Origin of the sequence: Bradyrhizobium sp. CCBAU 53340, assembly GCF_015291645.1 — a bacterium.
Taxonomy (GTDB): Bacteria; Pseudomonadota; Alphaproteobacteria; order Rhizobiales; family Xanthobacteraceae; genus Bradyrhizobium.
On record NZ_CP030055.1, the window covers coordinates 2,608,232 to 2,620,968 of the forward strand.

General features: G+C 63.6%; 16 protein-coding genes. 8 read left to right on the forward strand and 8 right to left on the reverse strand.

What is annotated here, in order from left to right:
• Window positions 1-97: 97 nt before the first annotated feature.
• The 3 genes from XH89_RS12170 (at window position 98) to XH89_RS12180 (ending at window position 2,744) form a co-directional block, all read left to right on the forward strand.
• The gene (locus XH89_RS12170) at window positions 98-1,708 is read left to right on the forward strand and encodes a flagellin (protein ID WP_194467285.1); all 1,611 of its coding nucleotides are present in this window, start codon (window positions 98-100) and stop codon (window positions 1,706-1,708) included.
• Between the two features lie 289 nt (window positions 1,709-1,997).
• A complete protein-coding gene (gene flaF / locus XH89_RS12175) occupies window positions 1,998-2,366 on the forward strand; it encodes a flagellar biosynthesis regulator FlaF (protein ID WP_194467286.1) in 369 nt (122 codons plus the stop codon).
• A 12-nt stretch (window positions 2,367-2,378) separates the two neighbouring features.
• Complete coding sequence (locus XH89_RS12180) at window positions 2,379-2,744, forward strand: hypothetical protein (RefSeq protein WP_194467287.1); 366 nt, start codon at window positions 2,379-2,381, stop codon at window positions 2,742-2,744.
• 3 nt (window positions 2,745-2,747) lie between these two features.
• Here the strand turns inward: XH89_RS12180 and XH89_RS12185 are convergent, their stop codons facing one another.
• The 4 genes from XH89_RS12185 to XH89_RS12200 form a co-directional block, all read right to left on the reverse strand.
• Window positions 2,748-3,110 carry a hypothetical protein gene (locus XH89_RS12185; protein ID WP_194467288.1) on the reverse strand — a complete coding sequence of 121 codons (363 nt, stop codon included), beginning with the start codon at window positions 3,108-3,110 and terminating at the stop codon, window positions 2,748-2,750.
• Between the two features lie 159 nt (window positions 3,111-3,269).
• Window positions 3,270-3,764 (reverse strand): hypothetical protein, encoded by a 495-nt coding sequence (locus XH89_RS12190; RefSeq protein ID WP_194467289.1) that lies wholly within the window; start codon window positions 3,762-3,764, stop codon window positions 3,270-3,272.
• Between the two features lie 11 nt (window positions 3,765-3,775).
• Window positions 3,776-4,156, reverse strand: coding sequence for a flagellar assembly peptidoglycan hydrolase FlgJ (flgJ, locus tag XH89_RS12195; RefSeq protein ID WP_194467290.1), 381 nt, complete (start codon window positions 4,154-4,156; stop codon window positions 3,776-3,778).
• On the reverse strand, window positions 4,156-5,283 hold the full coding sequence (locus tag XH89_RS12200; protein ID WP_194467291.1) for a flagellar basal body P-ring protein FlgI: 1,128 nt from the start codon (window positions 5,281-5,283) through the stop codon (window positions 4,156-4,158). Before XH89_RS12200 ends, flgJ begins: the two co-directional genes overlap by 1 nt.
• Before the next feature lie 282 nt (window positions 5,284-5,565).
• Between XH89_RS12200 and XH89_RS12205 the strand changes: the two genes are divergently transcribed.
• Window positions 5,566-5,979: a flagellar assembly protein FliX gene (locus tag XH89_RS12205; RefSeq protein ID WP_194467292.1), complete on the forward strand. Its 414-nt coding sequence runs from the start codon at window positions 5,566-5,568 to the stop codon at window positions 5,977-5,979.
• A gap of 166 nt (window positions 5,980-6,145) precedes the next feature.
• Here XH89_RS12205 and XH89_RS12210 read toward each other — a convergent pair whose 3' ends face one another.
• Window positions 6,146-6,517, reverse strand: a complete 372-nt coding sequence (locus XH89_RS12210; protein WP_194467293.1) for a helix-turn-helix domain-containing protein — start codon at window positions 6,515-6,517, stop codon at window positions 6,146-6,148.
• 147 nt (window positions 6,518-6,664) lie between these two features.
• Between XH89_RS12210 and XH89_RS12215 the strand changes: the two genes are divergently transcribed.
• Window positions 6,665-7,276, forward strand: coding sequence for an NAD(P)-dependent oxidoreductase (locus XH89_RS12215; RefSeq protein WP_194467294.1), 612 nt, complete (start codon window positions 6,665-6,667; stop codon window positions 7,274-7,276).
• Between the two features lie 215 nt (window positions 7,277-7,491).
• Complete coding sequence (dksA, locus tag XH89_RS12220) at window positions 7,492-7,857, forward strand: RNA polymerase-binding protein DksA (RefSeq protein ID WP_008554760.1); 366 nt, start codon at window positions 7,492-7,494, stop codon at window positions 7,855-7,857.
• A gap of 283 nt (window positions 7,858-8,140) precedes the next feature.
• Here dksA and XH89_RS12225 read toward each other — a convergent pair whose 3' ends face one another.
• A complete protein-coding gene (locus tag XH89_RS12225; protein WP_194467295.1) occupies window positions 8,141-8,539 on the reverse strand; it encodes a helix-turn-helix domain-containing protein in 399 nt (132 codons plus the stop codon).
• A 92-nt stretch (window positions 8,540-8,631) separates the two neighbouring features.
• On the opposite strand from XH89_RS12225, the gene XH89_RS12230 reads away from it, so the two are divergent.
• Both XH89_RS12230 and XH89_RS12235 read left to right on the forward strand, forming a co-directional pair.
• On the forward strand, window positions 8,632-9,660 hold the full coding sequence (locus XH89_RS12230; protein WP_194467296.1) for an aldehyde reductase: 1,029 nt from the start codon (window positions 8,632-8,634) through the stop codon (window positions 9,658-9,660).
• Window positions 9,661-9,748: 88 nt separating this feature from the next.
• The gene (locus XH89_RS12235; protein ID WP_194467297.1) at window positions 9,749-10,528 is read left to right on the forward strand and encodes a 2-keto-4-pentenoate hydratase; all 780 of its coding nucleotides are present in this window, start codon (window positions 9,749-9,751) and stop codon (window positions 10,526-10,528) included.
• A gap of 298 nt (window positions 10,529-10,826) precedes the next feature.
• On the opposite strand, the gene flgH is transcribed toward XH89_RS12235, so the two are convergent.
• Together flgH and flgA are read right to left on the reverse strand one after the other, a co-directional pair.
• Window positions 10,827-11,588 (reverse strand): flagellar basal body L-ring protein FlgH, encoded by a 762-nt coding sequence (flgH, locus tag XH89_RS12240; protein ID WP_194467298.1) that lies wholly within the window; start codon window positions 11,586-11,588, stop codon window positions 10,827-10,829.
• 10 nt (window positions 11,589-11,598) lie between these two features.
• On the reverse strand, window positions 11,599-12,732 hold the full coding sequence (flgA, locus tag XH89_RS12245; RefSeq protein ID WP_194467299.1) for a flagellar basal body P-ring formation chaperone FlgA: 1,134 nt from the start codon (window positions 12,730-12,732) through the stop codon (window positions 11,599-11,601).
• Window positions 12,733-12,737 lie beyond the last annotated feature (5 nt).

Here is a 12,737-nt window from a genome sequence, read left to right on the forward strand (position 1 = left end):
AATTTAAAGGAGACCTTCTAAGACTGGACGAAAGTACAGTCCCCGATCGGCGAGTCCCGATTCGTACAGCGTCGCGCTTCAAGAGGAAGATCCGCCAATGTCCAACATCGTTCTCTCGGCATCAGTTCGCCAGAACCTGTTGTCGCTGCAGTCGACAGCCGACCTGCTCGCCACCACGCAGCAGCGGCTTGCGAGCGGCAAGAAGGTCAATACGGCGCTGGACAACCCGACGAACTTCTTTACCGCTCAGGGCCTCGACAATCGCGCCAGTGACATCGCCAATCTCCTGGACGGCATCAGCAACGGCGTGCAGGTGCTGCAGGCCGCCAATACCGGCATCACCTCGCTGCAGAAGCTGGTGGATAGCGCGAAGTCGATCGCCAGCCAGGTGCTGCAAAGCCCGACAGGCTATTCGCCCAAGTCCAACGTGACGGCGGCCGCGATCCCCGGGGCAACCGCCAACAACCTGCTCGGCACGGCATACACTAACAACACGGTCACCGGCAGCACTGTTACCAACGACAATACCACGACGGCCGCCAACATCACGGCTGCGACCCGGTTGGTTGGCACGGCGGGCGCCTCATCCGATGACCTCGGCACGGTCATCACCAACGGTTCGGTTCTGACGGTCAACGGCAAGACCATCACGTTCTCGACCGCGCAAACCACCTCGACGACGGACTCATTTGGCAACGTCACGATCGGCATCGGCACCGGCAGCACCCTCACGGTGCAGACCGTGCTGAACGCGATCGATGGCATCACGGGCACCGGTACGGCGTCGACCGTCAACGGCAGCGGCCAGCTCGTGCTCAGCACCGGTACCGCCCAGGATCTGGCGATCTCCGGCTCAGGCAACGTGCTCACGGCGCTGGGCCTTTCCGCCGGCACCACCGCCCGCATCCCGCCCCCTCTCAGCGGCAAGACCTTGACGATCGGCGCCACTGGCAGCGGCTCTGCCGTCAGCATCACCTTCGGCGCCGGCACCGGCCAGGTTTCCACTCTCAATCAGCTCAATGCGGCGCTCGCGTCGAACAATCTGCAGGCCACCATCGACCCGACGGGGCACCTCAACATCGTAACTTCCAACGATGCGGCTTCCTTGACGATCGGCGCAATCGGTGGCACAGCCGCGGCGAGTGGTCAGCCCTTCTATGGTCTGATCGCGCAGCCGCCCGTGGCTGACGCGAATTCGCAGTCGACGCGCGCCAATCTCGTCGCGCAGTACAACAACGTGCTCGCGCAGATCAACACTACCGCGCAGGACTCCTCCTTCAACGGAGTCAACCTGCTGAACGGCGATACGCTTAAACTCGTGTTCAACGAGACTGGACGTTCGACATTGACCATCCAGGGCGTGACCCTCGACGACGCCGGCCTCAGCCTTGCGCCCTTGAACCAGGGCGTTGATTTCCTCGATTCGAATTCGGCGAACGCCATCCTGACCTCGCTCAACGCGGCCAGTACCACTCTGCGCTCCGAAGCGTCGACGCTCGGTTCCAACCTGTCGATCGTGCAGATCCGTCAGGACTTCAGCAAGAATCTGATCAACGTGCTGCAGACCGGTTCGTCAAGTCTGACGCTTGCAGACACCAACGAGGAAGCGGCCAACAGCCAGGCGCTCTCGACGCGCCAGTCGATCGCGGTCTCCGCGCTGTCGCTCGCCAACCAGTCGCAGCAGAGTGTGCTTCAACTCCTCCGCTAAGCGATGAGTTGGTGACAACGCTTCCCAGGATTGCGGCGAGGCACAAACCTCGCCGTTTTTTTGATCGAGATTCCTAAGACTCGATTAGTCGAAATCAGCACGGGACAAATCCGGCGATTTACACCTGAGGCGTTTGCGCTTAGCCTCAACTCGAGACGATATCCGTGACCGTAATTGTCCGGAGTGTCTCCACTCTCTCACGTAAGCAAAATCTTAAGCGGTGCTGCCTAGGGTTGGGAAAGAAATCCTTAAGCCCGTACAACGGGCGAGGAAACCTCCAGGGTGATCGATGTCGAGTTCTGCTGCTTCGGCCTACGCGCGTGTCGCCACGACTACTGCGTCTCCTCGTGATATCGAAGCGCAGACGCTGCTGAAAGCTGCCAACAAGCTGCAGGACGCCGTCAATAGCGCCGATCCCTTCAACGAGCAGACGACACAGGCGTTGATGTTCAACCGCAAGCTCTGGACCATCTTTCTGAGCGAGGCGATGCGCGACAACAATCCGCAGCCGCTCGAGGTCCGCCAGAAGATCGCCAACATCAGCGTGTTCGTGCTGAGCCAGACCGCGGCGCTGCTGATGAGCCCGCAGCTCGATCACTTCCGCTCGCTGATCGAGATCAACCGGAACATTGCTGCCGGCCTGTCCGGCCGATCCTGACGGAGGCTCGTCGTGGCCGACCTCATGAGCATCCTGTCGAGCTCGTATAAGTCGGCGGGCATGTCGGCCCCGAGCAAGACGAAATACGTGCCGGTGGATTCCAGTCTCTACGAGGGCAACTGGACCGGCACCTATCCCGACGGCAAGAAGTTCTCGCTCAACATCTCCCAGATCAGCGGCTTCCGCGCCCAGGTCCACTACGAGAGCGGCTCCACGTCGCAGTATCAGCAGGTGTTGATCAAGGATTCTTCGTTTCGCTTCGGGAATACGAAGTTCACGCTGACCGCGAACGGCAAGGCGCAGATCAAAAACGTCGTGACCGATCCCGCGACAGGCTCGAACTATCTCGACACGGCCGTTGCAGCCCGCGCCACGTGATCGTCAGGCGCTGAGGTCCGTATTGAGCGGACGCGAAGGCTCAGACTTCAAATCCAGTGCATGAAAATAGGCCCGCCGGCGCAGCATCGCTTCGTCGGGGAATTGATCGACAACCCTATCGGTCTTTTCGTTCACAACCTGGAACACGAAGGACGCGGCCGCCTGGTTGAAAACCACCTGACGCGAAACGTTGTCGTTGTTGTTCTGCAAATCATTGCGCGCGGGCGCGCTCGTATCGCTCGCGGCGACCGTCTGGCCTACCGGCAAATCCGTCTGCACGGCATCGTTCGCCGCCGAATTCGACGTCGTGACGATCTGTACGGGGGCCGGGATCCCCACCGGCCTGATGCTGAAATCTGTACTCATGGCAGCCTCCTGGTTGCCTTACGTGAGTCAAATCCCAACCCCTCTCAATGCGCAACCATGGAACACCAGGATTGAACACCTGGTTAGGAAACGTGCCTAACCGCGCGACGCTTTTGCCGCGCGGTTTTTCGTAAAATTGGAGATGGTTTCGGATTGCGCTCAGAGCGAGCGGCTGACCGCGAGCGGCGTGATGTGGCGCGGGCCGGGAGCCGCGCGGCGCCCCGCTGCGGTGTAGGTGTTCGGCACGTTGCGCTTCTGGATCTCGGCATTGACGCCGCGCACGACGCTTTCGGAGACTGCGTGCGCGGTCGCGAGCACGGTAAGGTTGACCTGGAGCATGGCGCGGAAGGCGTCGTGATGCCGGTGCAGCGTCGACAGCAGCTCGGGCGCGGATTTAGCAAGCTGTGCCTGGTTCGCCTTCAGCTGGCCGACGGCTCCGACGTAGCGCCGCGACAGCTCCTGCTTCTGGCCTTCCATCGTCATCGCCTCGCGGACCTTGCCGGCGCGGACCAGTTCGGTCTCGCGCTCGATCAGGCCGAGCAGGGCGTTCATCGCGTCCATCAGGTCTTCGGCGAGCTTGCGCGCTGCGGCGCTCTCGGGCGTGCCGGGCCGCTGCGCAGGCATCGGCCGACGTGAGGCGTTGAAATGGTTCATCTCGAAGGACCTTATGCCGTGCGGATGGTTTTGGCCTGCTGCATGATCAGGGTGCGGTAGACTTCGGTGGCGACACCGATGCCGCCGGCCTTGGCGAAGTTCTTGGAATATTGCTCGGTCAGCATCGAGCGCCACACGCCGGTGCCCGGCGTATCGCCGAACGGGCCTTCGCCCTTCAGGCCCGACGTCATCTGCGAGAACATGCTGTTGAGGAACATCGCCTCGAAATCGGTAGCGGTCTTCTGCGCCTTGGATTGCTGCTGCGGCGAGACCTTCTGAAGCGCGGCGGCGAGTTCGAAGTCGGGACGGTTGTTGCGGCTCTCGACCGAGAAGGCGGGGTTCGCGAGCGCTGCCTTGACGACGTGTGCGGTGTTGATCATGCCGGTCTGCATCACATCACCTCGATGTCGGCTTCGATCGCACCCGCGGCCTTGATCGCCTGGAGGATGCTGATGAGGTCGCGCGGGCCGATGCCGAGGCCGTTGAGGCCGTCGACGAGCTGCTGGAGCGAGACGCCGTTCTTCACGAGCGCGAACTTCTTGCCGTCCTCCGTGACTCCGACGCTGGAGCGCGGCGTGACCACGGTGCGGCCCCGCGACAGCGGGTTGGGCTGGCTGACCTGCGGGCTCTCGGAGATCGTGACCGTGAGATTGCCCTGCGCGACCGCGACGGTGGCGACGCGGACGTCGCGGCCCATCACGATGATGCCCGAGCGTTCGTCGATGACGATCTTGGCGGCGAGGTCAGGATCGACCTGGAGCTGCTCGATCTCGGTGAGGAAGGCGACGACGTTGCCCTTGAACTCCGGCGGGATCGACAATTGCACGGTCGAGGGATCGATCGGCTCGGCGCTCTTGACGCCGAGATAGTCGTTGATTGCCGCGGCAATGCGCTTGGCGGTGGTGAAGTCGGCGTTGCGCAGCGCGAGGCGGACGTTCGGCAGGCGGTTGAGCGCGAATTCGATCTCGCGCTCGATGATGGCGCCGTTGGCGATACGGCCCACGGTCGGAACGCCGCGCACGATCTTGGCTGCTTCGCCCTCGGCCTGGAAGCCGGAGATTGCGAGCGAGCCCTGCGCCACCGCGTAGACGTTGCCGTCGGCACCTAACAGGGGGGTGACGAGCAGGGTGCCGCCGCGCAGATCCTTGGCATCGCCAAGGGCGGAGACGGTGACGTCCATGCGCGTGCCTTGCGTCGCGAAGGCCGGCAGATTGCCTGTCACCATCACGGCGGCGACGTTGCCGGTGCGGATGGTGGCGCCACGGATGTTGACGCCCATGCGCTCGAGCATCGCTTGCAGCGACTGCTTGGTGAAGGGGATGTTATTGAGGGTGTCGCCGGTGCCGTTGAGGCCGACCACGAGGCCGTAGCCGATGAGCTGGTTCTGCCGCACGCCTTCGATATTGGCGAGATCCTTGATGCGCGAGGTCGCGTTTGCGGGCGCGACCGAGAACGCCAGCACTGACAGCGCGGCGAAGGCCACCCCGCTCAGAATCCTCACCCAACGAACGCCTGGCATCCTCTGCTCCCCAAGGCTTTCCGAAAAGCCTCCTCGCATCTCGGACCATCAGCGACACTCCCATGACGAGCTGGTCCGACGCTGTCCTTGCGAGCCCTGTGCCAACGCGGGGCAAAGGGGTTAGTCGATTGAATAGGTTGAGTAAATTTGTTTCGTCCTGTGTCAGCGGCTGTTGTCGCTGAGGAGCGAAACTGCCGCCTGTCGGCAGATTTTGCCGGGCCGTTTACGCCCCGTTAACCATAAAGCGGCGAATGTGGCGCATCGATCACCCGGATTGCTCCGATGCGCATCTACGGACCGAATGGCACCACGCTTGGGACGCCGGCCAACCAGGCCAGGCGAACAAGCTCCGGCACCTTCGTGCTGCCGGACACCTCGTCGACGCAGGAGACACGGAGCGCTGCCGCACCGAAGGCCACCGCCAATATCGACGGGCTTCTCGCGCTGCAGGGTATCGAGGAAGATCCGGTCGAGCGCCGCAAGCGCTCGGTCGCCCGCGGCAGGACCGCGCTCGACGTGCTCGACGATCTCAAGATGGGACTTCTGTCGGGCAATCTCGACGCCTCGACGGTGATGCGGCTGCGCGATGCGGCGGCGAATTTGAAATCGTCTTCCGGCGATCCTGGCCTGGATTCCGTGCTGGCCGAGATCGAGCTGCGCGTCGAGGTCGAGCTGGCGAAGGCCGGGCAGGGCTGAGAGTCGTCCGTCACCCTGAGGTGGCCGCTTCTTCAGCGGCCCTCGAAGGGCGACGGCCCCCGCTGAGGCATCTCGGCCGTTCATCCTTCGAGGCTCACTGCACGGTGCTGCGCACCGCGCTGCTCGCACCTCAGGATGACAGATCTTCTGTTAGCCGCTTCACGCTCTACGCCGCTTCCTCCTGCTTCTGCGCGTCGTAGCGGCGCTGGGCGGCGAGCACGTCTTTCAGATTCTCCTCGGCCCAATCGCGCAGCGGATCGACCGCGGCGGCGAGGGTGAGGCCGAGCTGCGTGATCGAATATTCAACCGTCACCGGCACGGTCGCGATGGCGCGACGCTTGATCAGGCCATCGCGTTCGAGCGACTTGAGAACCTGGCTCAGCATCTTCTGCGAGATGCCTTCAATCGTGCGACGTAACTGATTGAAGCGCATCGGCTCCTCACGCAGCAGCAACAGGATCAGCACGGCCCATTTGTCGCCGACACGATCGAGGATCTGGCGCGTCGGGCATTCGGCGGCATAGACATTTGGCTTCATCTCGGGTCCTCGCGCTTGCGTGGGCTTTGCCAGCTGTTGTTCCGGTTACTCCTGCGTAATCAGGTAAGCACAAAGTGCTCTCTTAACACCAGCATTCTTTGCGATATCTAGTCACCGTTAGTTACTAAAGAAGCAAAGGAGCCTTCCATGAAAATCGCAGTTGCCGGCGCCTCGGGCCGGGCCGGTTCGGAGATCACCAGGGAATTGTGCCGTCGCGGCCATGCGGTTACCGCCATCGCCCGGAACCCCGAGAAGATTGCGGCGCTGCCGAACGTCACGCCGACCAAGGGCGACGTGCTCGACCAGGCGGGCCTCGCCAAGCTGTGGGCCGGACACGACGTGGCTGTGAGTTCCGTTCACTTCCTGGCCAGTGATCCGCTCAAGCTGATCGGCGCAGCCAAGGACTCCAAGGTCGGACGTTACCTCGTCGTCGGCGGCGCCGGCAGCCTCGAGGTAGCGCCGGGCGTCAAACTGGTGACCACTCCAGGCTTTCCCGCCCAATACAAGGCCGAGGCCGAAAAGGGTTCCGCCTTCCTCGATCTGCTGCGGCAGGAAAAGGACTTGAACTGGACCTTCATCTCGCCGTCAGCGCTATTCGTCGAAGAGGCCCGGACGGGCAAGTTCCGGCTCGGGACCGACCAGCTTCTCGCAGATGCGAACGGTAAGAGCTGGATCAGCTTCGCCGACTACGCCATCGCGCTCGCCGACGAGATCGAAAAGCCGGCCCATCTGAGGCAGCGTTTCACGGTCGGCTACTAGGCTTTTGGCCGCCCCCGGGCCCACCAGGATAAACCTTCCTGTGCAAGGGTTTGGGGGCGGTAACCGCGCCGTTAAGGAAATATTGTCTGTCACAAGGGGTAGCTATATAAGCCCCGGCTCAACGGACCCCGTTCCGTTCGCGAGTCGTTGCTTAAGAAGATAGGCCGCCCTTGGAAAAGTTGAAAAACTACCGACCGACCGAAAAAGAGCCTTTCATGAACGACCGGCAGAAGGAGTACTTCCGTTTGAAGCTCCTCGCCTGGAAGGATGAGATCCTCAAAGAGTCCAAGCTCACCCTGCAAGCCTTGCAGGAGGAGAACGTCAACCACCCCGATCTTGCCGATCGGGCATCGTCCGAAACCGACCGTGCCATCGAACTCCGCGCCCGCGACCGCCAGCGCAAGTTGATCGCCAAGATCGACGCCGCGCTCCAGCGCATCGAGGACAACACCTACGGCTATTGCGAGGATACCGGCGAGCCGATCTCGTTGAAGCGGCTCGAAGCCCGGCCCATCGCGACGCTCTCGGTGGAAGCGCAGGAGCGCCACGAGAAACGCGAGAAGGTCTATCGCGACGAATAAAGTCCGAGCCGCAGCGATGCGGCTCTTTGTTTTTGGGGCGCAAGGTGCCGTTTGGCGCCGTGATGGGCATTTTGTGCGTCGCTCAACGCCGCGCGACAGCGCGACCGTCCCGGTCGCGAAAAGTGAATCGCGATCAATGACGTAGAGTCCACTCCTGCGAACTCACGTGAGTTCGCATGAGAAACAACCTTCAACTCAGGTGCAGGGAGGTTTTGCGAGTCGCATCAACGAGATCGCCTCGGATGCTGAGACACTGATCAAGCTGCATCAAGCATCGCTGCAATCAGGCTTCATGCGACGCTGCAAGGCGCGCGTCTCCATAAAGCCTGGACCAGCTCAATATTTCCTTAAACGCCGGCAGCAGGCCGTAAGCCGCGTCCGTCAGCTCGTACTCGACCCGCAATGGCTTCTGCGCGCGGACAGTCCGGGACACCAATCCATCCTGCTCGAGCTCGCGTAACTGCATCGTCAGCATGTGCTGGGTGATGCCGCCGATGGATCGCCGCAGCGCACCGAAACGAACTGCTCCGTTCATCAGCGTGAACAGGATCTCCAGTTTCCATTTGCCGCCGAGCGCGTGGATGGCGCGCTTGAAGTTGGCGAGCAGGGCAGGGTCGGGGCTGCAATCGCAGTCGCCGTCGCAAACGCTGGTCAGGTTTTCCATACCGGTCTTGAAATCCATTCTACTTGTTCCCTCTGGAGATAGTGACCAGATGCGACCCTGAGCAGGGCGGCGGACAATTTGCCGGCCTGCGCAATCAGGGGAATTTGGCAATGAGCACTGTTCTGGTCACCGGCGGCTCGGGCTTTGTCGGCATCCATGTCGTCCTGCAGCTTTTGGCTGCGGGCCATCAGGTGCGGACCACGGTACGCCGGCCGGACCGGGAAGCCGACGTGCTGGCGATGCTGCGTGAGGGTGGGGCGGCGATGCCGGAGAGCCTGTCCTTCTTTACCGCCGACCTGACGGCTGACGAGGGCTGGCGCGAGGCGGTCGCCGGCTGCGACTACGTGCTCCATGTTGCTTCGCCGCTGTCGACCAGCTTGCCTGAGGACGAGAACGAAATGATCGTTCCGGCTCGCGACGGCACGCTGCGGGTGCTACGCGCCGCGCGCGAGGCCGGTGTCCGGCGGGTCGTCATCACCTCCTCGCTGGGCGCGATCGGTTACGGCCATCCGCCGCGGGACCGGCCGTTTGACGAAACCGAGTGGACCAATCTCGAGGGCGTCGACGTGCAACCCTACATCAAGTCGAAGACCCTGGCCGAGCGGGCGGCCTGGGATTTCATGGTGCGCGAGGGTGGCGGGCTCGAGCTGTCGGTGATCAATCCCGCCGGCATTTTCGGTCCCGTGTTGGGGCCGGACTTCTCCGGCTCGATCGAGATCGTCAAATCGCTGCTCGACGGCGCCATGCCGGCGGTGCCGCGGGTCTATTTCGGCGTGGTCGACGTGCGCGACGTCGCGGATCTGCATGTGCGGGCGATGATCGCGCCGGAAGCCAAAGGCGAGCGCTTCATCGCAGTGTCCGGCCAAACGCTGTCGATCCTCGACATCGGCAAGGTGCTGCGGCGGGACTTGGGCCCGCGCGCGCGCCGGGTTCCCCGGCTCCAGGCGCCGGACTGGCTGGTGCGGCTCGCCGCGCGCCGGATTCCGCTGCTGCAGGCGGTGGTGCCGATGCTCGGACGTATCAGGCATTCCACCAGCGCCAAGGCGAGGTCGGTGCTTGGCTGGCAACCCCGTTCCAACGATGAGGCGATCCTTGCCACGGCCGAAAGCCTGATCCGGCTCGGCCTGGTCAAGGCCTGAAGCTACGCCGCCCGCGCTTGTCAGGCCCGGGCGGGGATGCTGAAGTGCCGCCCTTGATTGCGATCGCGTAGCGTGGGAGGCGGCGCCGATGGACAAAATTCTCGAAGCCGCAAAGGCGATCGCGCTGGCGCGCCGCAACCATGCGCCGCTCGCCGCGCTCCAGGTTCCCCCTGAAGACGAGGCCGAGGGCTATCAGGTCCAGCGTGCGCTACACGACCTCCTCTTGAAGAATGTCGGCCCCCTGGTCGGTTACAAGATCGGCTGCACCAGCCGGGTGATGCAGGACTATATCGGCATCCCGCACCCCTGCGGTGGCGGGGTGTTCCAGAAGGGCGTGCACGACAGCGGCGTCAAGCTCGCGGCCTCCGACTATGTCCGGGTCGGCGTTGAATGCGAGATCGCGGTGCGGCTGAAGCGCAACCTTGCCGCCGGCGAGGCGCCGTTCACGGCCGAATGGGTTGGCGAGGCCGTCGAGGCCTATCATCCCGCCATCGAGATCGTCGACGACCGCTATGTGAAGTGGGAGACGATGGGCGCGCCGACGTTGATTGCTGACGATTTCTTCGCCGCCGGCTGCGTGCTGGGGCCGTCAGTTCCGCGCTCGTCGGTGCCCGACCTGAAGGCGGTCAAGGGCCGCGCCATCGTCAACGGCGAGGAGATAAGCCACGGTACCGGCGCCGATGTACTCGGCCATCCCCACAATGCGCTGGCATGGCTCGCCAACCATCTCGCCGCCGAAGGCAAGGGCCTGCATGCGGGGCAGCTCGTGCTGACGGGGAGCCTGGTCAAGACACTGTGGCTGAAGGCCGGCGACAAGGTGCGGATGGAGCTGGACGGGCTGGGCGTGGTGGAGGCGGAGTTTACGTAACGCGGCCGAGGAACTCTCCGTCGTCATTCCCCGCGAAGGCGGGGAATCCAGTACGCCGCACTGTATCGGTTCAGCAACGAAGGCCTCGGAGTACTGGATCGTCCGCCTACGCGGACGATGACAGCTGAGGTCTTGGCTAGCGCTATCGCTCATCATGACCGCTGACAGCAGATTGGGCGCCCCAATCACCATCCCAAAAATAGATGCGGCCCTCGCCAGGGGAGCTAGCGAGGGCCGCGTAGGACATCGTCGTTCGCGCCTAGGTTCGCGAGCACGATGTGGGAGCTCTTAAAGAAGCTTAGAAGGGCAGCAGCACGTCCATGACTTGCTGGCCGTAGCGCGGCTGCTGCACGTCCGTGATCTGGCCGCGGCCGCCATAGGCGATGCGGGCCTGCGCGATCTTGCTGGAATCGATGGTGTTGTCGCTCTGGATGTCTTCGGGGCGGACGATGCCGGCGACCACGAGCTCGCGGATCTCGAAATTGACGCGGATCTCCTGCTTGCCTTCGACCACGAGGTTGCCGTTCGGCAGCACCTGGGTCACGACGGCGGCGACGTTGGTCTGCAAGGCCTCCTTGCGGTCAACGCTACCCTTGCCCTCGCTGGAAGCAGTGGAGTCGGCGGTGAGAATGCGGCCGGGCAGGATCTTGTTGGCTTGCGTGATCGTCTTCGCCCCGATGAAGTCGGAAATCCCCGAATCTTCTTTGTTGGAGCGGCTGCGCTGCGTGTCGTTTTCGATATTGGCCTTGTCGGTGATGTTCACGGTCACGGTCAAGAGGTCGCCCACATGGGTGGCGCGCTGGTCCTTGAAGAAGGCGCGGCTGCCGTTGCGCCACAGTGAGTTCGGATTGTAGGAGGCGACTTCCGGCTTCGGCATCGGCATCTGCACCGGCTTGTAGCCGGGCTGCGTCGTCGGATTGTCGATCGCCGACAGCTTCGGCTGTTCGCCGATCTGCGACAGGCGGTCGATCGATGAGCAGCCGCCCAGCGCGCTGGCTCCCAGCAGCAGGACAGAGATCGCGATGCGACGAAAACGGAAAGCCGAACTGAAAGCGGACATGACTAAACTCTTACTTTGCTTGAGCTTGCGAGACGCGAGCTTGCGGGATCTGGGCTTCTGCGATTTGGGCCGGCGAGGCGGGGGCCTGGACCAGGTTGCGGAGAAGGGCTGCGGTGTCGACCGGGGCGGGCGCTTCCTCGCGCTTGAGTGAGGAGGTCTGCTCGACCGCAGGGGCCATCGGCGCCGACTGGCTGGCGCCCTGCACGGTCACCTGGCCGCGGCCGGTGACGATACCGGTCAGCGTGCGCTTGGTCTGCAAATTGAGAACGCTCACGGTGTCGCCCTCGGCGCCGCCGTCGATCGCCTTGCCGCGGGTGGTGAGGTAGATCCCGGGGACCTGGTAGATGACGGTGACGCTCTGGTCGCGCGTGACGAATTCCGGCTTGGCGATGTCGGCGACGCGGATCGGCGTGCCCGCACGCATCGGCCGGCGCAGCTGCATGCCGATCGCGCGCTCGCGTAGTGCGGGCTCGCCCGTCACTTCCGACTTCGGCCGGCGCTCCTGCGCGATGTCGGAGGATTTCAGCATCTCGCTCCGATCGATGTCGCGGGTCAGGACGGCGACCTCGACGGTCTCGATCGCGGTGCCGGTCAAGCGCAGCCTGGTCGGCGCCGGATTGCTGTCGTTGCTGATCTCGAAGGCGATGTCGAAGCGGCCGCCACGGGAATCGTAGCGGGTCGCGACCGCCTGTAGCGCGCCGGTGTTGGAGGCATCGAGCCGCATGTCGGAGACGCCGCGGTCGAAGGTGACGGTGAGGTTGGCGGCATCGCCCAGGCCGAAGCGGCGCTCGAGTGCGGAGGCAACCGCGTTCTCGAGATCCTTGCTCGCAAGCGTGCGGGCAAGGCGGGTGACCTGGACCTCCTTGATGTCGCCGGTCATCACGCCGATCACCTGCTTGGCGCGGAGCACGCTCAGGACCTGGGCAACCGGCAGCGCGCCGGTGGTGCCGAGATCGGGCGAGCGATAGACCGGGATCAGCGCGGCCGAGCCGGCATTGTCGATGAGGTCGCCGACCCGTACCACGTCGGAGGTGACGGTGACGCTGGCGCGCAGCGTCGGCGCGGCGATGCCGTCGTCGGCGGCCTGCGCCGGCAGCGCCAGCACGAGCAGGGCGGAGATCGCGAGAAGCGTGGTGCGGATCATCGTCA

Coding starts and splice junctions, on each gene's coding strand:
- XH89_RS12170 (WP_194467285.1), top strand. CDS start 98: ATGTCCAACATCGTTCTCTCGGCATCAGTTCGCCAGAACCTGTTGTCG.
- flaF (WP_194467286.1), top strand. CDS start 1,998: ATGTCGAGTTCTGCTGCTTCGGCCTACGCGCGTGTCGCCACGACTACT.
- XH89_RS12185 (WP_194467288.1), bottom strand. CDS start 3,110: ATGAGTACAGATTTCAGCATCAGGCCGGTGGGGATCCCGGCCCCCGTA.
- XH89_RS12190 (WP_194467289.1), bottom strand. CDS start 3,764: ATGAACCATTTCAACGCCTCACGTCGGCCGATGCCTGCGCAGCGGCCC.
- flgJ (WP_194467290.1), bottom strand. CDS start 4,156: ATGCAGACCGGCATGATCAACACCGCACACGTCGTCAAGGCAGCGCTC.
- XH89_RS12200 (WP_194467291.1), bottom strand. CDS start 5,283: ATGCCAGGCGTTCGTTGGGTGAGGATTCTGAGCGGGGTGGCCTTCGCC.
- XH89_RS12205 (WP_194467292.1), top strand. CDS start 5,566: ATGCGCATCTACGGACCGAATGGCACCACGCTTGGGACGCCGGCCAAC.
- XH89_RS12210 (WP_194467293.1), bottom strand. CDS start 6,517: ATGAAGCCAAATGTCTATGCCGCCGAATGCCCGACGCGCCAGATCCTC.
- XH89_RS12215 (WP_194467294.1), top strand. CDS start 6,665: ATGAAAATCGCAGTTGCCGGCGCCTCGGGCCGGGCCGGTTCGGAGATC.
- dksA (WP_008554760.1), top strand. CDS start 7,492: ATGAACGACCGGCAGAAGGAGTACTTCCGTTTGAAGCTCCTCGCCTGG.
- XH89_RS12225 (WP_194467295.1), bottom strand. CDS start 8,539: ATGGATTTCAAGACCGGTATGGAAAACCTGACCAGCGTTTGCGACGGC.
- XH89_RS12230 (WP_194467296.1), top strand. CDS start 8,632: ATGAGCACTGTTCTGGTCACCGGCGGCTCGGGCTTTGTCGGCATCCAT.
- XH89_RS12235 (WP_194467297.1), top strand. CDS start 9,749: ATGGACAAAATTCTCGAAGCCGCAAAGGCGATCGCGCTGGCGCGCCGC.
- flgH (WP_194467298.1), bottom strand. CDS start 11,588: ATGTCCGCTTTCAGTTCGGCTTTCCGTTTTCGTCGCATCGCGATCTCT.
- flgA (WP_194467299.1), bottom strand. CDS start 12,732: ATGATCCGCACCACGCTTCTCGCGATCTCCGCCCTGCTCGTGCTGGCG.